This window comes from Streptomyces sp. NPDC008125, from assembly GCF_042957125.1.
Taxonomy (GTDB): domain Bacteria; phylum Actinomycetota; class Actinomycetes; order Streptomycetales; family Streptomycetaceae; genus Streptomyces.
This window is the reverse complement of sequence record NZ_JBIBHR010000007.1, coordinates 340,637-361,127: the sequence shown is the minus strand read 5'-3', so window position 1 is coordinate 361,127 and position 20,491 is coordinate 340,637. Positions and strand designations below refer to the sequence as shown.

The 20,491-nt window shown below is 71.7% G+C and carries 18 protein-coding genes; 5 read left to right on the top strand and 13 right to left on the bottom strand.

Going from position 1 to position 20,491, the window contains the following annotated elements; translation table 11 throughout:
* Positions 1-1,257, bottom strand: a complete 1,257-nt coding sequence (locus ACFZAX_RS15200; protein ID WP_390961884.1) for an MFS transporter — start codon at positions 1,255-1,257, stop codon at positions 1-3.
* Positions 1,258-1,576: 319 nt separating this feature from the next.
* Here ACFZAX_RS15200 and ACFZAX_RS15195 point away from each other — a divergent pair, with 319 nt between their 5' ends.
* Both ACFZAX_RS15195 and ACFZAX_RS15190 read left to right on the top strand, forming a co-directional pair.
* The gene (locus ACFZAX_RS15195) at positions 1,577-1,843 is read left to right on the top strand and encodes a UBP-type zinc finger domain-containing protein (RefSeq protein ID WP_390961883.1); all 267 of its coding nucleotides are present in this window, start codon (positions 1,577-1,579) and stop codon (positions 1,841-1,843) included.
* A gap of 84 nt (positions 1,844-1,927) precedes the next feature.
* Entirely contained in the window at positions 1,928-2,386 is a 459-nt protein-coding gene (locus ACFZAX_RS15190; protein ID WP_390961882.1) for an SRPBCC family protein, read from the top strand.
* A gap of 114 nt (positions 2,387-2,500) precedes the next feature.
* Here ACFZAX_RS15190 and pssA read toward each other — a convergent pair whose 3' ends face one another.
* From pssA to ACFZAX_RS15150, 8 genes are all read right to left on the bottom strand, one after another.
* Positions 2,501-3,364, bottom strand: a complete 864-nt coding sequence (gene pssA, locus ACFZAX_RS15185; RefSeq protein ID WP_390961881.1) for a CDP-diacylglycerol--serine O-phosphatidyltransferase — start codon at positions 3,362-3,364, stop codon at positions 2,501-2,503.
* Complete coding sequence (locus tag ACFZAX_RS15180; protein WP_327179000.1) at positions 3,351-3,998, bottom strand: phosphatidylserine decarboxylase; 648 nt, start codon at positions 3,996-3,998, stop codon at positions 3,351-3,353. The genes pssA and ACFZAX_RS15180 overlap by 14 nt, the downstream gene beginning before the upstream one ends.
* Positions 3,999-4,178: 180 nt before the next feature.
* Positions 4,179-5,384: an acyl-CoA dehydrogenase family protein gene (locus ACFZAX_RS15175; protein WP_390961879.1), complete on the bottom strand. Its 1,206-nt coding sequence runs from the start codon at positions 5,382-5,384 to the stop codon at positions 4,179-4,181.
* A 24-nt stretch (positions 5,385-5,408) separates the two neighbouring features.
* Positions 5,409-5,912: a MaoC/PaaZ C-terminal domain-containing protein gene (locus tag ACFZAX_RS15170; RefSeq protein ID WP_390961878.1), complete on the bottom strand. Its 504-nt coding sequence runs from the start codon at positions 5,910-5,912 to the stop codon at positions 5,409-5,411.
* 2 nt (positions 5,913-5,914) lie between these two features.
* Positions 5,915-6,886: an aldolase/citrate lyase family protein gene (locus ACFZAX_RS15165; RefSeq protein WP_390961876.1), complete on the bottom strand. Its 972-nt coding sequence runs from the start codon at positions 6,884-6,886 to the stop codon at positions 5,915-5,917.
* On the bottom strand, positions 6,883-8,895 hold the full coding sequence (locus ACFZAX_RS15160; protein ID WP_390961875.1) for a methylmalonyl-CoA mutase family protein: 2,013 nt from the start codon (positions 8,893-8,895) through the stop codon (positions 6,883-6,885). Before ACFZAX_RS15160 ends, ACFZAX_RS15165 begins: the two co-directional genes overlap by 4 nt.
* Positions 8,896-8,904: 9 nt before the next feature.
* Positions 8,905-10,281: a crotonyl-CoA carboxylase/reductase gene (ccrA, locus tag ACFZAX_RS15155; protein WP_390961874.1), complete on the bottom strand. Its 1,377-nt coding sequence runs from the start codon at positions 10,279-10,281 to the stop codon at positions 8,905-8,907.
* A 390-nt stretch (positions 10,282-10,671) separates the two neighbouring features.
* Complete coding sequence (locus tag ACFZAX_RS15150; protein ID WP_390961873.1) at positions 10,672-11,466, bottom strand: GNAT family N-acetyltransferase; 795 nt, start codon at positions 11,464-11,466, stop codon at positions 10,672-10,674.
* 166 nt (positions 11,467-11,632) lie between these two features.
* On the opposite strand from ACFZAX_RS15150, the gene ACFZAX_RS15145 reads away from it, so the two are divergent.
* On the top strand, positions 11,633-12,433 hold the full coding sequence (locus ACFZAX_RS15145) for a restriction endonuclease (protein ID WP_390961871.1): 801 nt from the start codon (positions 11,633-11,635) through the stop codon (positions 12,431-12,433).
* Positions 12,434-12,610: 177 nt separating this feature from the next.
* On the opposite strand, the gene ACFZAX_RS15140 is transcribed toward ACFZAX_RS15145, so the two are convergent.
* Complete coding sequence (locus ACFZAX_RS15140; RefSeq protein WP_390961869.1) at positions 12,611-13,441, bottom strand: TetR family transcriptional regulator; 831 nt, start codon at positions 13,439-13,441, stop codon at positions 12,611-12,613.
* Between the two features lie 101 nt (positions 13,442-13,542).
* Positions 13,543-15,324 (bottom strand): 3-hydroxybutyryl-CoA dehydrogenase, encoded by a 1,782-nt coding sequence (locus ACFZAX_RS15135; protein ID WP_390961868.1) that lies wholly within the window; start codon positions 15,322-15,324, stop codon positions 13,543-13,545.
* Positions 15,325-15,809: 485 nt separating this feature from the next.
* Here ACFZAX_RS15135 and ACFZAX_RS15130 point away from each other — a divergent pair, with 485 nt between their 5' ends.
* Positions 15,810-16,421 (top strand): HEAT repeat domain-containing protein, encoded by a 612-nt coding sequence (locus ACFZAX_RS15130; protein ID WP_390961937.1) that lies wholly within the window; start codon positions 15,810-15,812, stop codon positions 16,419-16,421.
* A 103-nt stretch (positions 16,422-16,524) separates the two neighbouring features.
* Here the strand turns inward: ACFZAX_RS15130 and ACFZAX_RS15125 are convergent, their stop codons facing one another.
* A complete protein-coding gene (locus ACFZAX_RS15125; RefSeq protein WP_390961866.1) occupies positions 16,525-18,114 on the bottom strand; it encodes an alpha/beta fold hydrolase in 1,590 nt (529 codons plus the stop codon).
* A 365-nt stretch (positions 18,115-18,479) separates the two neighbouring features.
* Complete coding sequence (locus ACFZAX_RS15120; protein ID WP_390961865.1) at positions 18,480-19,583, bottom strand: Rv2578c family radical SAM protein; 1,104 nt, start codon at positions 19,581-19,583, stop codon at positions 18,480-18,482.
* A 221-nt stretch (positions 19,584-19,804) separates the two neighbouring features.
* Between ACFZAX_RS15120 and ACFZAX_RS15115 the strand changes: the two genes are divergently transcribed.
* Positions 19,805-20,257, top strand: a complete 453-nt coding sequence (locus ACFZAX_RS15115) for an SRPBCC family protein (protein ID WP_390961863.1) — start codon at positions 19,805-19,807, stop codon at positions 20,255-20,257.
* Positions 20,258-20,491 lie beyond the last annotated feature (234 nt).

Genomic DNA, 20,491 nt, shown 5'->3' with positions numbered 1-20,491 from the left:
TCAGACCGCCGACAGCGTCCGCCGGGCGCAGGCCCACACGGTCAGCGCGACGGCGAGGAGAACACCCGCGCCGGTCATCACCCCGGCCCACCCTCCGCTCTGCCAGAGCACGGACGCCAGCGCTGAGCCGATGGTGCCGCCGAGGAAGTTGCAGGTGACGAAGGCGGTGTTCAGCCTGCTGCGGCTCTGCGGCTCCACACCCATCAGCCGGGTCTGGCCGAGGACGTTGCTCGCCTGGATGCCGATGTCCAGCAGCAGGACCGCGATCAGCACGACGACGATCGAACGGCCGCCGAACCCGGCCAGCACGATCGCGGCCAGCGCCAGCAGCAGAGCCGCACCCGTACCGCGTACCGACCACCCCCGGTCGTGCAGCCGGCCGGCCCGCTGGGCGGCGAGCGCACCCGCGAGACCCACCAGACCGACCAGCCCGATCCGGGTCACCGAGTAGCCGAACGGGGCGGCGCTGAGGAGGAAGGTCAGTGAGGTCCAGAACATGGTGAACACCATCATGCAGAGGGCACCCAGGACGAGGGTGATCCGCACCGACCGGTGCCGGCCCACCGCGCCGAGCACCGACTTCAGGAGCGCCGGGTAGCCCATGGACGCCTTGGGCGGGACCGCCGGCAGGACCCGCGCCAGTACGGCGGCGAGTACGACCGTCAGCACCGCCGCCACCACGTAGATCGCGCGCCAGCCGAACGCGTCGGCCACCAGCCCGCTGACCGTCCGCGACACGAGGATCCCGGAGAGGATTCCGGAGACGACCGTGCCGACCACCCGGCCGCGCTGGTCGTCGCCCGCCAGGTCGCCCGCCAGCGGCACCAGCAGTTGACCGGCCACCGTGGTCAGCCCCACCAGAGCGAGCGTCACCAGCAGCACCACGAAGCCCGGCGCCGCCGCGCAGCCCGCCAGCGCGACGGCCGACGCGAGCATGATCCCGGGGATGAGACGGCGACGGTCGAGCCGGTCACCGAGCGGCACCACCAGGAACGCCCCGAGGGCGTAGCCGATCTGCGTGAGGGTGACCAGCAGCCCGGCCGAGCCGGAGCCGATGTGCAGGGAACGCCCGATCGTGTCGAGCAGGGGCTGCGCCCAGTACAGGTTGCCGACCGCGGCACCGGCGGAGACCGCGAACAGCAGGGTGAGGCCGCGGGTCATACCGCGGTGGAGGGGAGCCGTCACGGACGGCGTCGCCGCGGACGACGTCGGCGCGGACGCGCGTATCGCGTCGGCGGCAGGGGGTTGATTGACCATGTTCATAAGAGAACCAGCATGTGCGGCAGTCCGGCAGGACGCGTCGACGGGGGCCGGTGGCAGGCCCACCTCGGACGGTGCCCGCCCCGAGCGGCCGGACGCCCGCCGGCCGTCCGGCCCGTCACAGGTGCTGCGACCGGCGGCACCACTCACGCGCCGCCTGCGTCCGGCGACCGGCAGCCCGACGTACTCGGACCAGGAAGTCCTGGATCCGACGGCGGTGGTCCATGGTCGCCGACGGAAGCCGCCCCGCCCACGGGCGCGCCCACACACACATCGCCGGCCTGCCGCCCGGCGGACCCGGTCGTACGCTCGCCACATGGCTCTCTGCGACGATCTGGACCGCGCCGGCACCGACCCGGCCCCCGCCCCTCCCGCCGACGCCTGCGCCGACTGCCTGGCCGTCGGCCGGGACGACTGGGTGCACCTGCGGCTCTGTCTGACGTGCGGCCGGGTGGCCTGCTGCGACAGCTCGCCGCTGCGGCACGCGACCGCCCACTACGAGACCTCCGGGCACCCCGTCATGCGCTCCCACGAGCCGGGCGAGGAGTGGCGCTGGTGCTTCCGCCACGAGGCGCTCGGCTGACCCCGGGGCACCCGGAGGCGGGTGTTCCGGGTGCGCCGGGGGAGCGAGCGCCGAAGACTGGGCGCATTCCCCGAGGAGGAACCCATGGCCACGCAATTCGAGGCGGTCGTCGAGATCGACCGTCCGATCGACGACGTCTTCGCCTATCTCGCCGACGGCGGGAACGACCGGGACTTCAGCCCGCGGGTGCAGAAGATCGAGAAGACACCGGCCGGCCCCACGGTCGTCGGCACCACGTTCCGCTCGACGGTCAAGGACGCCGGAATGACCACCCAGCGGGAGTTCGCCATCACGGAACTGGTGGCTCCGACCCGGGTCCGCTGGCAGGAGAAGTCGAAGAACGTCGTCGCCGCGGCGGAGGGCGGGTACGACCTGGAGGCCACCGGGAACGGCGGGACCCGGGTCCGGATCCACAACGTCCTCGAAGGCCACGGCATCGGCAAGCTCCTGGTCGGCTTCGCGGCCAGGGCGGCGCGCAAGGACGCCCCCGCCTTCGGACTCCGTATCAAGAAGGCCGTGGAAGCCGCCGTCCCGAGCCGCTGAGCCCGCCGAGCCGACAGCACCGCCCCGGAGCGGGGGCAGAAGCGTGCCCGGACGTGCGAGAGGCCCGGATGCTCAGGGCATCCGGGCCTCTCGGCGTTCCGTGCGCGGCGACGGCTACGGCAGCTGCGCCGCGCGCGCCTCCCGCCGGTTGCCGCGGAAGGTGTTCACGCGCCGCGCGGTCGCGAAGAGCGGGATCACCGCGCCCAGCACGACCTGGAGCGCGCAGCCGGTCTGGAGGAGCAGCTGACCGCCCGGAGCGTCGAACGCCCAGGCGACGAGGAGCCCCATCGCGGCCACGATCCAGCCGAGCATCGCCACCGCGAGCACGCCCCGCGGTTTCGGGTACTCGACCCGGCTGACCATCAGCCACGCCACCCCGACGATCGCGAGGAGGGTCGGCACGAAGGGCAGCTCCAGGAGCACGATCGAGACGACCGTGAGCGCTCCGAAGGGGCTCGGCATGCCCTGGAACATGCCGTCCTTCAAGGTCACGCAGGAGAACCGCGCAAGCCGCAGCACCACCGCCAGCAACACCACGATCGCCGCGAGCGCCGAGACCCGCTGGTGCGCGTCGTCCGCGACCATCCCGTAGACCAGGACGAAGTACGCCGGCGCGAGACCGAAGCTGATGAGGTCGGAGAGGTTGTCCAGTTCCGCGCCCATCGGCGACGACCGCAGCTTGCGGGCCACCAGACCGTCGAAGAGGTCGAAGACGGCCGCCATCAGCATCAGGATCACCGCGGTGGCCGCGGAGTGACGCGCCATACCCGACTCGTCACTGCCCGTGAGATGCGGAATCAGAATGCCCGTGGTGGTGAAGTACACCGCCATGAACCCGCAGGTGGCGTTGCCGAGCGTGAGGGTGTCCGCTATCGACAGCCGCAGTGAGAGGGGCATGTCCTGGGTGCCGTCTCCGTCACCCTCGTCGGCGGCCTCGGGCACCCAGTCGGCCTGGGTGTCCGGATCAACCACGGTCAATTCGAGTCACCCCCGCGGTGGTGGCCTGGCCGACCTCGACCGCGACCTCGACGCCTTCCGGCAGGTAGATGTCGACGCGCGAACCGAAACGGATCAGACCGATGCGCTCGCCCTGCTCGACCTTCGTGCCCTGGGGGATGTAGGGCACGATGCGACGCGCCACCGCGCCGGCGATCTGGATCATCTCGATGTCGCCGAGCTCGGTGTCGAAGTGCCAGACGACGCGCTCGTTGTTCTCGCTCTCCTTGTTGAACGCCGGGACGAACCCGCCCGGGACGTGCTCGACCGACGTCACGGTACCGGCCAGCGGAGCGCGGTTGACGTGGACGTTGAGCGGGCTCATGAAGATCGCAACGCGGGTGCGCCCGTCCTTCCACGGCATGATGCTCTGCACCACACCGTCGGCCGGGGAGATGACCCGGCCCTGAGCGATCTCGCGCTCGGGGTCGCGGAAGAACCACAGCATGCCCGCCGCGAGCGCGGTGGTGGGCACGGCCACGGCGGCCCAGCGGCCGGACTTGCGCGCCCGGGTCAGGCTGAGAGCCGCGGTGGCGACGGTCGGGAGGAGCCACGGCGATGCTCCGCGAGCGATGCGGACCCCGCCGCGGTGTGCGGAGGTAAGGCTGTCGGGCATGAATGACCTTCGTAGCGGATGATGCCGCGCTGGCAACGGGGGACGGCGGCTTTCCGTCGATGCTATCGGTTGGTGGCCACAACTGGGCAAGCCAGCAGCCGAGTCGGACGGCTCCGAGACCCCGCCCCAGGGTCACTGGATGTGATCTTCTTCGCGGCCAAACCGCCCCGAAAGGGACGATCAACCCTGCAGGCGGTACTCCTCCAGGAGTCGGCGGCCAATGATCATTTTCTGGATCTCGGCGGTACCCTCACCGATCAGCAGCATCGGTGCCTCGCGGTAGAGGCGCTCGATCTCGTACTCCTTGGAGAAGCCGTAGCCGCCGTGGATGCGGAAGGCGTCCTCGACGACTTCCTTGCAGTATTCGGAGGCGAGGTACTTCGCCATCCCTGCCTCCAGGTCGTTACGTTCCCCGGAGTCCTTTTTGCGGGCCGCGTTTACCATCATCGCATGCGCCGCTTCGACCTTGGTGGCCATTTCGGCCAATTTGAACTGGATGGCCTGGTGCTGGGCGATCGGCTTTCCGAAAGTTTGACGCTGCTGAGCGTACGAAACGCCCAATTCGAATGCACGTTGAGCGACGCCGCAGCCACGCGCCGCTACGTTCACCCGTCCCACCTCGACTCCGTCCATCATTTGGTAAAACCCTCGGCCGGTCGTGCCACCGAGGACCCGATTGGCCGGAATGCGTAGTCCGTCCATGATGAGTTCCGTGGTGTCGACCCCCTTGTAACCCATCTTGTCGATCTTCCCGGGGATGGTGAGGCCGGGCCTGACCTCCCCGAAGCCGGCCTCCTTCTCCACCAGGAAGGTCGTCATCGACTTGTGCGGCGGCGTCCCTTCGGGGTGTCCTTCGTCACTCCGGCACAGGACCGCCACCAGGGTCGACGTCCCCCCGTTGGTGAGCCACATCTTCTGGCCGTTCAGGACGTACTCGTCGCCCTCGCGCACGCCCTTGGACGTGATCGCGGACACGTCCGAGCCCAGAGCCGGCTCCGACATCGAGAAGGCCCCCCGCACCTCGCCCAGCGCCATGCGCGGCAGGAAGGTGTCCCTCTGCTCCCGCGTGCCGTGCTGCTTGAGCATGTACGCCACGATGAAGTGCGTGTTGATGATCCCCGACACACTCATCCAGCCGCGCGCGATCTCCTCCACGCAGAGCGCGTACGTGAGCAGCGACTCGCCCAGCCCGCCGTACTCCTCCGGGATCATCAGCCCGAACAGGCCCAGTTCCTTGAGTCCTTCGACGATCTCCGTCGGGTATTCGTCGCGGTGCTCCAGCGCGGTCGCGACCGGGATGATCTCCTTGTCGACGAAGTCCCTCACGGTGGAGAGGATTTCCTCTTGGACGTCGGTCAGACCGGCGGTCCGGGCGAGTCGGCTCATGACGGCTTCTCCTGTGACTTCGCTCTAGTTGACGGGGGACGGGCGGCCGGGCTGTTCGCCACCGCGCGCCTCGATGTACTCCTGCGTGGGAACCATCACCTTGCGCCGGAAGACGCAGACGACGGTCCCGTCCTGCTTGAAGCCCCGGGTCTCGACGTACACGATGCCCCGGTCGCTCTTCGACTTCGACGGGGTCTTGTCGAGCACCGTGGTCTCGCCGTAGATCGTGTCGCCGTGGAAGGTGGGCGCGATGTGCCGCAGCGACTCCACCTCCAGGTTGGCGATGGCCTTGCCCGAGACGTCCGGCACCGACATGCCGAGCAGCAGAGAGTAGACGTAGTTCCCGACCACCACGTTCTTGCCGAAGTCCGTCGTGTTCTCTGCGTAGTTGCTGTCCAGGTGCAGCGGGTGGTGGTTCATGGTCAGCAGGCAGAAGAGGTGGTCGTCGTACTCGGTGACCGTCTTTCCCGGCCAGTGCTTGTAGACCGCGCCGACCTCGAACTCCTCGAAGGTGCGTCCGAACTGCATGGTCAGGCCTCCGGGGCTTCGAACTTCGAGGTGCGCCGCATCCCTGCCGCCCGGCCCTTGCCGGCGATGACCAGCGCCATCTTGCGGCTGGCCTCGTCGATCATCTCGTCGCCGAGCATCGCCGAACCCTTCTTGCCGCCCTCCTCCGAGGTGCACCAGTCGTAGGCGTCGAGGATCAGCTCGGCGTGGTCGTAGTCCTCCTGCGACGGCGAGAAGACCTCGTTGGCCGCGTCGACCTGGCCCGGGTGCAGCACCCACTTGCCGTCGAAGCCCAGCGCCGCGGCGCGGCCGGCCACCTCTCGGTAGGCCTCCACGTCACGGATCTGCAGAAACGGTCCGTCGATCGCCTGGAGGTCGTGCGTACGGGCCGCCATCAGGATGCGCATCAGGATGTAGTGGTACGCGTCGGCGCCGTAGCCGGGCGGCTGCTGCCCGACGACCAGGGTCTTCATGTTGATGGACGCCATGAAGTCGGCCGGGCCGAAGATCAGTGTCTCCAACCGGGGCGAGGCCGCCGCGATGGTGTCGATGTTGACCAGGCCCTTGGCGTTCTCGATCTGCGCCTCGATGCCGATCCGGCCGACCTCGAAGCCCATCGTCTTCTCGATCTGGGTGAGCAGCAGATCCAGCGCGACGACCTGCTCGGCGTCCTGGACCTTCGGCAGCATGATGCAGTCGAGGTTCGGCCCGGCGCCCTCGACGACCGTGATGACGTCCCGGTACGTCCAGTGCGTGGTCCAGTCGTTGACCCGCACCACCCTAGTCTTGCCGGTCCAGTCGCCCTGGTTGAGCGCGTCGACGATGGTGTGCCGCGCCCCTTCCTTGGCGAGCGGCGCGCAGGCGTCCTCCAGGTCCAGGAAGACCTGATCGGCCGGGAGGCCCTGGGCCTTCTCCAGGAAGCGCGGGTTGGAACCGGGCACGGCCAGACACGAGCGGCGGGGACGCAGCCGGTTCACGGGCGTGGGCGTGGTCATGCGGGGACCTCCAGAGGATCGAGCTTGTTGGCCTTGCGGATCTCGTCGACGATACGGCCGATGATCTCCGTGATACCGAAGTCCTTCGGGGTGAAGACGGCGGCGACCCCGGCCCGGACGAGAGCGTCGGCGTCGGCGGGCGGGATGATCCCGCCGGCGATCACCGGGACGTCGTCCGCGCCGGCCTCGCGCAGCCGGTGGAGCACGTCGGGGACGAGCTCGGCGTGCGAGCCGGAGAGGATCGACAGGCCCACGCAGTGCACGTCCTCGGCCAGCGCGGCGGAGACGATCTGTTCGGGCGTCAGCCTGATGCCCTGGTAGACCACCTCGAAGCCGGCGTCGCGCGCGCGTACGGCGATCTGCTCGGCGCCGTTGGAGTGCCCGTCGAGACCGGGCTTGCCGACCAGCAGCCGCAGCCGCCCGCAGCCGAGGTCCTCGGCGGTACGGGCCACCTTCGTGCGGACCGCCGCCAGCGGGGTTCCCGGCTCGGCGGTCACCGCCACCGGCGCCGAGGAGACCCCGGTCGGGGCCCGGAACTCGCCGAACACGTCCCGCAGCGCCCAGGACCACTCCCCGGTGGTCACCCCGGCACGGGCGCATTCGACGGTCGCCGCCATCAGGTTCTCCGTACCGGCGGCGGCCTTCTTCAGCGCCGCCAGCGACTCGGAGGCGCGCGCCTCGTCGCGTCCGTCCCGCCAGGCGTGCAGGGCGGCCACCACCCGGGCCTCGTTCTCCGGGTCCACCGTCATGATGGCGCCGTCCAGGTCGGCGGTGAGCGGGCTGGGCTCGGTCGCCTCGTGGACGTTGACGCCGATGACCTTCTCCTCGCCGCTCTCGATCCGGGCCCGCCGCGCGGCGTGCGAGGCGACCAGCTCGGACTTGAGATAGCCGGACTCGACGGCCGCCATCGCGCCGCCCATCTGCTCGATCCGGTCGATCTCGTCGAGCGCCTGCTCCACCAGGGAGTCGACCTTCGCCCCGATCACCCGCGAGCCGTCGAAGATGTCCTCGTACTCCAGCAGATCGCTCTCGTGCGCGAGGACCTGCTGGATGCGGAGCGACCACTGCTGGTCCCAGGGGCGCGGCAGCCCCAGCGCCTCGTTCCACGCGGGGAGCTGCACCGCGCGGGCGCGGGCGTCCTTGGAGAGGGTGACGGCCAGCATCTCCAGCACGATGCGCTGGACGTTGTTCTCCGGCTGCGCCTCGGTGAGGCCGAGGGAGTTGACCTGGACGCCGTAGCGGAACCGCCGCTGCTTGGGGTCGGTGACGCCGTACCGCTCGCGGGTGATCCGGTCCCAGATCCGGCCGAAGGCGCGCATCTTGCACATCTCCTCGACGAAGCGGACGCCCGCGTTCACGAAGAAGGAGATGCGCCCGACCACCGCGCCGAACTTCTCCTCGGGCACCTGCCCCGAGTCGCGCACCGCGTCCAGCACCGCGACGGCCGTGGACATGGCGTACGCGATCTCCTGGACGGGCGTGGCCCCGGCCTCCTGGAGGTGATAGCTGCAGATGTTGATCGGGTTCCACTTGGGGACGCGGTCGACCGTGTACGTGATCATGTCGGTGGTCAGCCGCAGGGAGGGCCCCGGCGGGAAGACGTGCGTCCCGCGCGAGAGGTACTCCTTGACGATGTCGTTCTGCGTGGTGCCCTGGAGCCTGCCCGGGTCGGCGCCCTGCTCCTCGGCGACGACCTGGTAGAGCGCCAGCAGCCACATCGCGGTGGCGTTGATCGTCATCGAGGTGTTCATCTGCTCCAGCGGGATGTCCTGGAACAGCCGGCGCATGTCGCCGAGATGGGAGACCGGCACCCCGACCCGCCCGACCTCGCCGCGGGCGAGGACGTGGTCGGGGTCGTAACCCGTCTGGGTGGGCAGGTCGAAGGCGACGGAGAGACCGGTCTGGCCCTTGGCGAGGTTGCGCCGGTAGAGCTCGTTGGACGCCTCGGCCGTCGAATGGCCCGCGTACGTCCGCATGAGCCAGGGACGGTCCTTGTGACGTTCGGTCATCGGGAGACCTCAGACGTTCTCGCGGGAAGGGGTGGCGGCCTGTTCCGCGGGGGTGTCGCGGAACAGGTTGATGGCGTCGATGTGCTTCGCGCGCAGTTCCTCGTCACGCACGCCCAGGCCCTCGCGCGGGGCCAGCGCGAGGACGCCGACCTTGCCCTGGTGGACGTTGCGGTGGACGTCGTGGGCGGCCTGGCCGGTCTCCTCCAGCGAGTACACGCGGGAGAGCGTCGGGTGGATCTTCCCCTTCGCCACCAGCCGGTTCGCCTCCCACGCCTCGCGGTAGTTGGCGAAGTGCGAGCCGACGATCTTCTTGAGCGACATCCACAGGTAACGGTTGTCGTACTCGTGGGTGTACCCGGAGGTGGAGGCACAGGTGACGATGGTGCCGCCCTTGCGGGTCACGTAGACGGAGGCGCCGAAGGTCTCGCGGCCGGGGTGCTCGAAGACGATGTCGACGTCCTCGCCGCCGGTCAGCTCGCGGATCCGCTTGCCGAACCGCTTCCACTCACGGGGGTCCTGGTGGCTCTCGTCCTTCCAGAACCTGTACCCCTCGGCGCTGCGGTCGATGATCGCCCCGGCGCCCATCCGGCGGCAGATCTCCGCCTTCTGGTCGTTGGAGACCACGCAGATCGGGTTGGCGCCGCCGGCCAGCGCGAACTGGGTGGCGTACGAACCGAGACCGCCGCTGGCGCCCCAGATCAGGACGTTGTCGCCCTGCTTCATGCCCGCGCCGTTGCGCGAGACGAGCTGGCGGTACGCGGTCGAGTTGACGAGGCCGGGGGCCGCCGCCTCCTCCCAGCTGAGGTGGGCGGGTTTGGGCATCAGCTGGTTGGACTTCACGAGGGCGATCTCGGCGAGCCCGCCGAAGTTGGTCTCGAAGCCCCAGATGCGCTGCTCGGGGTCGAGCATCGTGTCGTTGTGGCCGTCGGACGACTCCAGTTCGACGGAGAGGCAGTGCGCGACGACCTCGTCGCCCGGGTGCCAGGCGTTCACGCCGGGCCCGGTGCGCAGCACGACGCCCGCCAGGTCGGAGCCGATGACGTGGTACGGCAGGTCGTGGCGCTTGGTCAGCTCGCTGAGCCGGCCGTACCGCTCCAAAAAGCCGAAGGTGGAGACCGGCTCGAAGATCGAGGTCCAGACGGAGTTGTAGTTCACCGAGCTGGCCATGACGGCGACCAGGGCTTCTCCTGGGCCGAGTTCGGGCACCGGGACCTCGTCGAGGTGGAGTGATTCGCGCGGATCCTTGTCGCGGGTGGCCCGCCCCTCGAAGATTCCCGCTTCGTCCTTGTGCACGGTCACCGCGCGGTACGACTCGGGGAGGGGCAGCGCCGCGAAGTCGGCTGCGGTGCTTGCCTGCGACTGGATCGCGTCCAGGATGTCCTTCACGGTGATGCCTCCGGCGGATGGTGTCTCCCCTGCTCGAACGGGCCGAGAGCCAGGGGAACGCTGGTGAGGAACGCTTCGGTGGTCCCTGCGGACAGGGAAACGGTGCGGTCTGGAGGTGTGCCGTCGGTTCGGCGGGTGGTGCTCGGTGCTCGGTGGAGCGGAAGGGTGCCTGTGACGCAGGCGTCCGGGCGCGCGGGCACGGTCGGCCCTCGGGGACAGCCGGCGTACGTGAGATCCGGTACGCCGGCCGCCCGGACGCCTTCAACGTATGGCACTGCGTGACAGCTGACAAGGCACCGAGTGCCAGAAATTTCTCTCAGCTGTCATCCGGTCGGCACGCATGAGCAACACGATGGGTGTTCTGGTGGGGTCTGTCCCGCAGGAGAAGGGCTACGGCGCGATGCGGTACACGTACGGCGTCGTGGTGGCGAGCGCCGTGAAGCCCAGCCGCGCCAGGATCGGCGCCGAGTCCGCGGACGCGTCGACCTGGAGGTACCCGACCCCGCGCGCGGCGGCCGTACGGACCCGGTGCGCCACCAGGGCCCGGTAGATGCCGCGCCCCCGCCACGCCGGGTGCGTCCCCCCGCCCCAGAGCCCCGCGAAGGAGGTCCCCGGGTACAGCTCCAGTCGCGCCGAACTCACCGGCACCCCGTCCGCCACGGCCACCAGCCCGAAGAACTCCTCCGGCGCCGCCGCCAGCCGGGCCAGCAGCCGGTCGCGCAGCCACGAGGAGTCCGTGCCGAACGCCGCCTCGTGCGCTTCGGCCATCAGCCGCACCCCCGCCTCGTCGTGGACCTCGCGCAGCTCGACCCCGGCGGGCGGCCCGGCGTCGGCCGGCAGGTCCGCCACCGCCGCCACCATCAGCGTCTCGGGCGGCTCGGGGACGAACCCCGCCGCCCGCAGCCGGTCGCCCAGACTGGCGGGCCGGTCGTAGTCGTAGAGCTTCCACTCGAAGGAGGTGACACCGCGTGCCAGGCAGTACGCGACCTGCGCCGCGACGGCCGCGTCGGCGCCGTCCTCGTCGAGCGTCGGCGAGGACCACACGACAGCGCTCCAGGAGTCGTCGCCGCCGCTCTGGCGGACCACCGGACCGTCCCGCTCCACCCGCGCGCCGGGGCCGTCGGGACGGGCGTTCTCCCGCATCTCGTGATCGAACAGGGCAAGAAGTCGTTCAGGCGTAGTCATCGGCGTACCCGATCACACGGCGACGGCCCCGACCAGCGAATTTCGGCCGCGCCCGCGTCGATCACTCCGTCCCGGGCAGACGCCGGAAGGAGATGATCTTGCGCCGGCGGGACACGCGACGCGCAGGACGCAGGGCACAGGAACGGGACGAGGGGTGGCGGACGGGATGCCGACAGCGATACGCGGGCGCACACGGATGCGCTGCCGCGGGGACTTCAGCCTCCGGCGTACGGCGGTGGGGTTCGCCCTCGCCGCGCTCCTGCTCGGGGTCGGCGGGATGCTGCTCCGCGGCGCCTGGCAGAGCGTCGGCGGCCATCCCGTCGCCCGGGGCGTGCTCGCCCTGCTCGTCCTCGCGGGCGCGGTCGCCCTGCTGCGCCGACGCCGTCGGCGCAGGCGCGCCGCCCGGCTCGCGGCTGCCGTGACCGAGGCGGCGGAGGAGCTGGTGGACACCGCGCTGGCGGAGATCGACGAGGCGGTGGCCGTGGCGGAGCGGGCCGAGCCGGTGTTCGTGCCTGTCCCCGAGCCCGCGTACGAGCCGGCTGCGGTGGACTTCGCCGCCCTCGACCCGTACGCCTTCGAGGAGGCCGTGGCGGACCTCTGCCGGCGCGACGGCTGCCGGGACGTCGAACGGGTGGGCGGCGCCGGGGACCTCGGCGCCGACGTGCTCGCCACCGCGCCGGACGGCCGTCGCCTCGTCGTCCAGTGCAAGCGCTACGGCCCCGCCAACAAGGTCGGCTCGCAGGATCTCCAGCGGTTCGGCGGCACCTGCTACGCGGTCCACGGGGCCGACGCGGCGATCGTGGTGACCACCGGTGAGTTCACCGCGCCCGCCATCGAGTACGCGGCCGCCTGCGGCATCGTCTGCGTCGACGCGGACGCGCTGGCGGGCTGGAGCGAGGGGGCGCTGCCGCCGCCGTGGGAGTCGCCGGCGGTGGTCGGCGGGCCCGGACTGCCCGAGCCCGCCTGAGGGCAGGGCTGCCGGATGGCTGCTCCCCTGAGCTGCGCCGGGTGGCCGCTCCCCTGAGCTGCGCCGGGTGGCCGCTCCCCTGAGCTGCGCCGGGTGGCCGCTCCCCTGAGCTGCGCCGGGTGGCCGCTCCCCTGAGCTACGGCGGGCGGCGAGCAGGTCGCGGGCCCGGCCCGCGACTCAGCGTTCCTTCAGCGCCTGCTGGATCGTCCGCATGACCTCGTCCAGCGGGGCGTCCGTCCGCGCCACCGCGACCAGCACCTCGCCGTCCGCGGTCACCGAAGCGGCGGGCGGCGCCGCGGACTTCGCCGGCTCGGTGCCGACGATCCGGTCCGCGCCGATCCCCGTGCCGGTGCCGAAGGTCTCCCGGACGATGGCGAAGGCGTGGTCGAGCTGGTTCTCCACGTCGCCCTTGCCGTCCGCCCGCAGCCAGCGTCGCAGCACATGGTTGTGGGCGGTCACCACGGCCGACGCGGCGACCTCGGCCAGCAGCGGGTCGTCGTTGCCGACGTGGCTGTCGCGCTCGTCGAAGTGGCCCAGCAGATAGCGCGTGAACAGCCGCTCGTAGCGGGCCACCGAGGCGATCTCGGCCTCGCGGAGCGCCGGCACCTCGCGCGTGAGCTTGTAGCGGGCCACGGAGACGGCCGGCTTGGCCGCGTACATCTTCATGACCTCTTTGATGCCCCGGCACACCGTGTCGAGCGGGTGCTCGTGGGAGGGGGCCGCGTGCAGGACCGCCTCGGCCCGCACCAGGGTGTCGTCGTGGTCCGGGAAGATCGCCTCCTCCTTCGACCGGAAGTGCCGGAAGAAGGTCCGCCGGGCCACGCCCGCGGCGCCCGCGATCTCGTCGACGGTGGTGCCCTCGTACCCCTTCGTCGCGAAGAGCTCCATCGCCGCGGCGGCCAACTCGCGGCGCATCTTGAGCCGTTGCGCGGCGGCACGGGTGACTGCCGTGCTCTCCGGGGCGTCGGAGGCGGCGGTGGCACGGGGTGACCTGGCGGGCTGGGACATGGTGTGAACGTACTCCATGGGTGCGGGGGAGCGCTCCCGAGGTGGTGTCCGGCCGATCGAGGTCGTGCACGGCCGGCCGGACACCACCTCGGGAGGCGGGGTCAGCGCCGCGTGTGCTCGCGGAAGCCGCGCCCGGTCTTACGGCCCAGGCATCCCGCCGCGACCAGGTGCTCCAGCAGCGGCGCCGGGGCCAGCCCCGGATCGCGGAACTCCTGGTGGAGCACCTTCTCGATGGCGAGGGAGACGTCCAGCCCGACCACGTCCAGCAGCTCGAACGGGCCCATCGGATAGCCGCCGCCGAGCTTCATCGCGGCGTCGATGTCGTCCAGCGTCGCGTAGTGCTCCTCGACCATCTTGATCGCGTTGTTGAGGTACGGGAAGAGCAGCGCGTTGACGATGAATCCGGCCCGGTCGCCGCAGTCCACCGGGTGCTTGCGCACCTTCGCGCACACCTCCCGCACGGTGGTGTGCACGTCGTCGGCGGTCAGCACCGTGCGGACCACCTCGACCAGCTTCATCGCGGGCGCCGGGTTGAAGAAGTGCATCCCCACCACGTCCTGGGGCCGCGACGTGGCCCGCGCGACGGACACGACCGGCAGCGAGGAGGTGGTGGTCGCGAGCACCGCGCCCGGCTTGCAGACCTTGTCCAGGGTCGCGAAGAGCTGCTGCTTGACCAGCAGGTCCTCGGCGACCGCCTCCACGGCGAGATCCACCTCGGCGAACGCGTCCAGCGAACCGGCCGGGGTGATCCGCGCGAGGGCCTCGTCCCGGGCCTCGGCGGTCAGCCGCCCCTTGGTGACCGAGCGCTCCAGGGACCCCGCGATCCGGCCCTTGGCGGTGTCCGCCTTCTCCTGGGACCGGGCGGCGAGTACCACCGTGTACCCGGCCTTCGCGAAGACCTCGGCGATGCCCGAGGCCATCGTGCCCGAGCCCGCGACGCCGACCGCGGTGACCGTGCGCCCGGGGACGCCGGCCGCGCCCTCGTGCGGAGTGAGCGCGTCCGGGACCACGTCCTGGCTGCCCGGCGCCGCGTACGAGTAGAACCCGCGGCCCGCTTTGCGGCCGGTCAGTCCGGCCTCGCTGAGCTGGCCGAGGACCGGGGCGGGCGCGTGCAGCCGGTCGTGCGAGGCCGCGTACATGGCCTCCAGCACCGTGCGGGCGGTGTCGATGCCGATCAGGTCGAGCAGCGCCAGCGGCCCCATCGGGAGCCCGCAGCCGAGCCGCATCGCGGCGTCGATGTCCTCGCGGGAGGCGTACTTCGCCTCGTACATGGCGGCGGCCTGGTTGAGGTAGCCGAAGAGCAGGCCGTCCGCCACGAACCCCGGGCGGTCGCCGACCGCGACCGGCTCCTTGCCCAGCTCCCGCGCCAGTCCGGTCACCGCCTCCACGGCGGGCGGGGCGGTCAGCACCGAGGAGACCACCTCCACGAGTTTCATCGCCGGAGCCGGGTTGAAGAAGTGCAGTCCGAGCACGCGCTCCGGCCGCAGCGACTCGGCGGCCAGCCGGGTCACCGACAGGGCGTTGGTACCGGTCGCCAGGATCGTGCCCGGCGCGACGACCGCGTCCAGCTCCCGGATCACCTGCTGCTTGATCTCGTACGACTCCGGCACCACCTCGATGACGAGTTCGGCGTCGGCGGCGGCCGACAGGTCGGAGAAGGTGCGGAAACGGGCGAGGACATCCCCGCGCTCCCGCTCGGTGAGACGCTCCCGGCGCACGGCGCGGGCGGTGGAGGCCTCCAGCGAGGCAACCGCACGGCGGGCCGCCGCCGGGTCGATGTCGATGCCGACGACCTCGCGGCCCGCGCGGGCCAGGACCTCGGCGATGCCGGTGCCCATGGTGCCGAGGCCGACGACGGCGATGGTGGTGAACGGGGTGTCCATCACGGGACTCCAGGGTGAGTGACGACTGTGAGGGAGCACGGCGCGCACGAGGGGCGGAGGAACGCGCGCGTGCGGAAGGCGTGTCGAGGCGCACGACGTGAACGAGGCGTACGTACGACGTGGACGAGGCCTGCGGGGCCGGGTCGCGCGATACGCGTCCCGGCCCGGAGAAGGGGGACGGACCCTGTCCCGGGTCGCGTCACGCGGCGGTTTTCGCGTCTCGCGAAGACCGCCGAACCGACGTGCACTCCGGATGGCTGCGTCACCAGGCCACCGGAGCCTGCGGGGGAGTGCCCCGCTCACATGAGAGTAACTGGCGGGTAATGAGCGCGCCAGCCCGGAACCCTTGTGCCCTGGCTCACAGCCGGCCGTGTGCGCGACCGTGGACACCTTCCGCACGGAACGTGTCCGAAGATACGCTGAGCGTCATGAACGAGGAGCCGGGATCGCGCACGGAGGTGCCCACCGGGCGCACGGATGCACCCATGGATCCGCTCAAGGACTCGCTCGCGGAGTCGTTCACGGACCGGCTGCGGCTCGAAGCGGGCGCGGCGGGGGAGGCGGAGTGCGCGCGACTCGCCGCCACCGCCGATCGCGAGGAGCTCGCCCGGGTGCTCGTCGAACCCGGCCGCCCCCTCTGGGCCCGGGAAGTCGCCGCCTTCCGGCTCGGGTGCGCCGGGGACCGCCGGGCCTTCGAGGCCCTCGTGCTGCTGCTCAACCACCGCGACCCCGAGCGCTGCGCCACCGCCGCGCACGCCCTCGCCGAGCTGCGCGACCCGCGCACGCCCCGCGCGGCCGCCGCGCTCGCCACCAACTCCCTGCGCTCCGCGTACGCCCTCCACCCCGTGCGCCTGCTGACCGCCTTGCGCGCCCCGGAGTCGGTTCCCGCGCTGATCGCCACCCTGGAGGGGCTGCTCGCACCCGAGAAGCCGCACTGGCGGGTGGCGCTGGCGTGCGTCGAGGGGCTCGGGCAGCTCGGCGACGACCGGGCCCGGCCCGTCCTGGAGTCGGCGCTGCCGCACCCCGGTCTCTCCGGCGCCGCCGCCCACGCCCTCGGCCGGCTGCCGGTGACCGGGGACCGTACGGCCCCGCCCTGAGCTGCCCGTACGCCTCCCGCGCCGGTCGGCGGCCCTCCTGGGAGCCCGCCCCGCGCCCGCCCCGCGCCCGCCCCGCGCGCGGACGCGGGCGGGCCCGCGCCGGTCAGCCCCGGAAGCCGAGCAGCCCGTGCAGGGTCCCGCCGCCGGAGCCCGGGACGGCTCCGCTGTCCGCCGCGCGCGGCGCCTTCCCGGCGGGCAGCGGCTCCGGGTCCGGGCGGGCCGTGCAGACCGCGTCCGCGTCGCCGGTCCCGGCCGGTACGGCGCCGGTCGAGAGGTACTCCGAGAGATGGGTGTCGAGGCAGGTGTTGCCGCTCAGGGTGACGCCGTGGTTCCCGCCGCCCTCCTCCACCACCAGGCGGGAGCCCTTGATCCTGCGGTGCATGCTCAGGCCCCCCGCGTACGGGGTGGCCGCGTCCTCGGTCGCCTGGAAGAGCAGCATCGGCGGCACCGCGTCGTTGGAGATCCGGACGGGACTGAGCGGCTCCACCGGCCAGCTCGCGCACGGCGCGTTGTACCAGGCGTTGTTCCAGGTGATGAACGGCGCCTGCGCGGCCACTCCCCGCGCGTCGTCGCGCCAGGTGCTCCAGGCCCGGGGCCAGGCGGCGTCGCGGCACTGGACCGCCGTGTAGACGGAGTAGCCGTTGCTGTCGTCGCCGGTCTCGCCGAACCGTTCCCAGGCGGCGAGCAGCGCCGTCCCGTCGGCGTCGTTCACGTACGAGGCGAACGCCTCGGCGAGGGCCGGCCAGTATCCGTTGTAGTAGCCCCCGGGCAGGAAGGTGTCCTCCAGCTCCCCGGGCCCGACCTTGCCGCCGGCCGGCTTCTCGGCGACCGCCGCCCGCATCCGGTACCAGGCGGCCTCGACCGCGTCGGGGTCCGTACCGAGGCGGTACGTCGCGTCGTTCTTCGCGACCCACGCGGCGAAAGCCTTGTGGCGGGCGTCGAACGCGTAGTCCTGGGCGATGTTGTCCGCGTACCAGACGCCCTCGGGGTCCACCACGGAGTCGAGCACGAACCGCCGCACCCGGTCCGGGTGGAGCTGGGCGTAGACCGCGCCGAGGTAGGTGCCGTAGGAGTAGCCGAAGTAGTTGATCCGCCGCGCCCCGAGGGCTTCGCGGATCGTGTCCAGGTCATGGGCGGCGCTCACGGTGTCCATGTACGGCAGCAGGTCGCCGTACTTGCTTCCGCAGGATGCGGCGAACGAGGCGGCCCGGTCGCGGCCCTTCCGCTCGGCGGCCGGGGAGGCGGGGACCGACGCGGGGCGCACCGGCCTGAAGTACCCCGGCACGCAGTCGAGTCTGGGGGTGCTCCTCCCGACACCGCGCGGGTCGAAGCCGATCACGTCGTACTGGGCGGCGACCTTCGCGGGCAGGGCGGTGGCCACGAATCCGGCCAGGTTCAGCCCGCTGCCGCCGGGTCCGCCCGGGTTGACCAGCAGCGGCCCCTGGAAGGCCTTCGCGGTGTGCGGGACACGGGTCAGTGCGAGCGTGACCTGCCGGCCGTCCGGGCGGTCGTGGTCGAGTGGAGCCCGGACCGTGGCGCACTGGAGCGTCGGCCGGGCGTCCGTGGCGCACGAGGTCCACTTCAGCGGCGCGGGCGCGGCGCCGGTGTCGGCTGTCGCCGGCGCGGGCACGCCGGTCACCAGACCGGCGACCACCGCACCAGCGGCGACCAGGATCTTTGCACGGTTCGTCATACGGCCTCCCTGGGCTGGGGATCGCGGCTGCTTCAGGGCGCAGCCTCGGCCGGATGCTCCCCGCGATCGACGGGGGAGGGACACGGCGGAGCCGGAGTTGACCCGTACGGGCGGCCGGTCGGCGTCAGCGTGAGGCGGTCGGGACGCTGCCGGGCCGTTGCCGTCGGAGGGTGAGCCGTCGCCCTGAGCCGCTCCCCGCGGGCGGCGGTCGGCGTCACACCACGCCGAGGGGCCCGCCGGGGCGTGTCTTCGAAGTGGCATCGTCCGGCCGGAGGCCGGGCCGGACCAGGCGTCGTCCGGCAGACGGCACTTCGAAGACGGCCCGGCCCCGCACGATCCGGACGGGAGGCGCCGGCGGACCCGTCTCAGAGAAGCGTGAGCTGGGTGGGGCCCGGAGCCGTCCCGGTCGTGCCGCCGGCCCGCGGTGCGGGCGGGGTGATCCGCCGGGCGGCACCCCGGGTGGGCGGCCCGATGCCGAACTCGGCTGCCACCTCGTGCACCTGCCGGGTGATCTGCCGCTGGTACCAGTGCGGGGCGTACGAACCGCCCGCGTACATCCGCTCGTACCGCGCGACGAGGTGCGGGTGGTGGCGGCCCAGCCACGCCATGAACCACTCCCGGGCGCCCGGCCGCAGGTGGAGCACGAGCGGGGTCACCGAGGTGGCGCCCGCCTCGGCGATGGCCCGGACCGTGGCCCGCAGCTGGTCGGGGCTGTCGCCGAGGAACGGGATGACCGGGGCCATGAGGACAGCGCACCCGATGCCCGCCTCCGTCAGGGTGCGAACGGCGTCCAGCCGGCGCCGGGGAGCCGGGGTGCCGGGTTCCACCGTGCGCCACAGCTCACGGTCGACGAACCCCACCGAGACGGAGACACCGACCTCGGTCACCTCGGCGGCCTGCCGCAGCAGCTCCAGGTCACGCAGGATCAGGGTGCCCTTGGTCAGGATCGAGAAGGGGTTGGCGTGGTCGCGCAGGGCGCCGATGATGCCCGGCATCAGGCCGTACCGACCCTCCGCGCGCTGGTAGCAGTCCACGTTGGTGCCCATCGCGAGGTGGTCCCCGCGCCAGCGCGGCGAGGCCAGTTCGCGCCGGAGCAGCTCCACCGCGTTGATCTTGACGACGATCTGCGAGTCGAAACCGGCCCCGGTGTCCAGGTCCAGATAGCTGTGCGTCTTGCGGGCGAAGCAGTACACGCACGCGTGACTGCAGCCCCGGTAGGGGTTGAGTGTCCACTCGAACGGCATCCGGGAGGCCCCGGGCACCCTGTTCACGAGCGAGCGGGCGCGGATTTCGTGGAAGGTCATCCCTCGGAACTCAGGAGTGTCGAAGGTGCGGCTGGTGACCGCGTCGGCGGCGAAGAGGGCGGCGGCGCGCGGCCCGTTCCCGGCCGCCCGTCCGGCGTCCTGGCCGGTGGTGTCTCCGGCATCCGTGGCGTTCGGGGTGTTCTCGGCCAGGTGGTCCCAGCGCATCGGCACCTCCTCGGTGGCTCGAATCCGACAATAGAACATATGTTCCCTTGATCGTGCGGAGCGCCCTTCCGGCGAGCGTCCGGAGGACTTCGGGCCGACTCGTGGCCGGCGGGGGAGGGCATGGTGTGGCCGGAGGTTCACCGGCCCGATTTTGAGCGGACCCTCCCGGGGTGGTTGGCTCAGTCAGGGTCTTTCATCAACCGACTGCTGGAGGAACAGCCATGGCGCAGGTCGAAGCCACGACGGAGCGGACCATCGCGGCGGACGCGGAGACGGTGTTCGACGCGCTGGCCGACTACAAGGAGGTGCGGGGCAAGGTGCTGCCCGGACACTTCAGCGAGTACGAGGTCCGCGAGGGCGGCGACGGTGAAGGCACCCTCGTCCACTGGAAGCTCCAGGCCACCAGCAAGCGGGTGCGCGACTGCCTCCTGGAGGTGACCGAGCCGACCGACGGCCAGCTGGTCGAGAAGGACCGCAACTCCTCGATGGTCACCACCTGGATCGTCACCCCCGCCGGGGAGGGCCGCTCCAAGGCCGTCGTCTCCACCGTCTGGAACGGCGCCGGCGGCATCGGAGGGTTCTTCGAGCGGACCTTCGCCCCCAAGGGGCTCGCCCGCATCTACGACGAGCTGCTCCAGAACCTCGCCACCGAGGTCGAGAAGACCGCGAAGTAGGACCCGTCGCCGGACGGTGGGCCCGCCCGCCACCGTCCGCGCGCCGGTCCCGGTTCCCCGTACGGCTTACCCCGCGCGGCGTTCCCCGTGCGACGTTTCCCGTGCGAGGTTTCCCGTACGGCGGCCCCCGCGCGCCGGCCCCCGTACGCCGCCCGTCACCGTCCGCGCGCCGGCCCCCGTACGCCGCCCGCTGCCGTCCGCGCGCCGGTCCCGTTCCCCGTACGCCGCCCGGCA

Excerpts from the sequence above, each read along its gene's own strand:
- ACFZAX_RS15115 (WP_390961863.1), top strand. The coding sequence starts at position 19,805 with ATGGCGCAGGTCGAAGCCACGACGGAGCGGACCATCGCGGCGGACGCG.
- ACFZAX_RS15135 (WP_390961868.1), bottom strand. The coding sequence starts at position 15,324 with ATGGACACCCCGTTCACCACCATCGCCGTCGTCGGCCTCGGCACCATG.
- ACFZAX_RS15170 (WP_390961878.1), bottom strand. The coding sequence starts at position 5,912 with ATGCAGTTCGGACGCACCTTCGAGGAGTTCGAGGTCGGCGCGGTCTAC.
- ACFZAX_RS15145 (WP_390961871.1), top strand. The coding sequence starts at position 11,633 with ATGCCGACAGCGATACGCGGGCGCACACGGATGCGCTGCCGCGGGGAC.
- ACFZAX_RS15160 (WP_390961875.1), bottom strand. The coding sequence starts at position 8,895 with ATGACCGAACGTCACAAGGACCGTCCCTGGCTCATGCGGACGTACGCG.
- ACFZAX_RS15140 (WP_390961869.1), bottom strand. The coding sequence starts at position 13,441 with ATGTCCCAGCCCGCCAGGTCACCCCGTGCCACCGCCGCCTCCGACGCC.
- ACFZAX_RS15165 (WP_390961876.1), bottom strand. The coding sequence starts at position 6,886 with ATGACCACGCCCACGCCCGTGAACCGGCTGCGTCCCCGCCGCTCGTGT.
- ACFZAX_RS15130 (WP_390961937.1), top strand. The coding sequence starts at position 15,810 with ATGGATCCGCTCAAGGACTCGCTCGCGGAGTCGTTCACGGACCGGCTG.
- ACFZAX_RS15180 (WP_327179000.1), bottom strand. The coding sequence starts at position 3,998 with ATGCCCGACAGCCTTACCTCCGCACACCGCGGCGGGGTCCGCATCGCT.
- ACFZAX_RS15150 (WP_390961873.1), bottom strand. The coding sequence starts at position 11,466 with ATGACTACGCCTGAACGACTTCTTGCCCTGTTCGATCACGAGATGCGG.
- ACFZAX_RS15125 (WP_390961866.1), bottom strand. The coding sequence starts at position 18,114 with ATGACGAACCGTGCAAAGATCCTGGTCGCCGCTGGTGCGGTGGTCGCC.
- ACFZAX_RS15175 (WP_390961879.1), bottom strand. The coding sequence starts at position 5,384 with ATGAGCCGACTCGCCCGGACCGCCGGTCTGACCGACGTCCAAGAGGAA.
- ACFZAX_RS15190 (WP_390961882.1), top strand. The coding sequence starts at position 1,928 with ATGGCCACGCAATTCGAGGCGGTCGTCGAGATCGACCGTCCGATCGAC.
- ACFZAX_RS15120 (WP_390961865.1), bottom strand. The coding sequence starts at position 19,583 with ATGCGCTGGGACCACCTGGCCGAGAACACCCCGAACGCCACGGATGCC.
- ACFZAX_RS15195 (WP_390961883.1), top strand. The coding sequence starts at position 1,577 with ATGGCTCTCTGCGACGATCTGGACCGCGCCGGCACCGACCCGGCCCCC.
- ACFZAX_RS15200 (WP_390961884.1), bottom strand. The coding sequence starts at position 1,257 with ATGGTCAATCAACCCCCTGCCGCCGACGCGATACGCGCGTCCGCGCCG.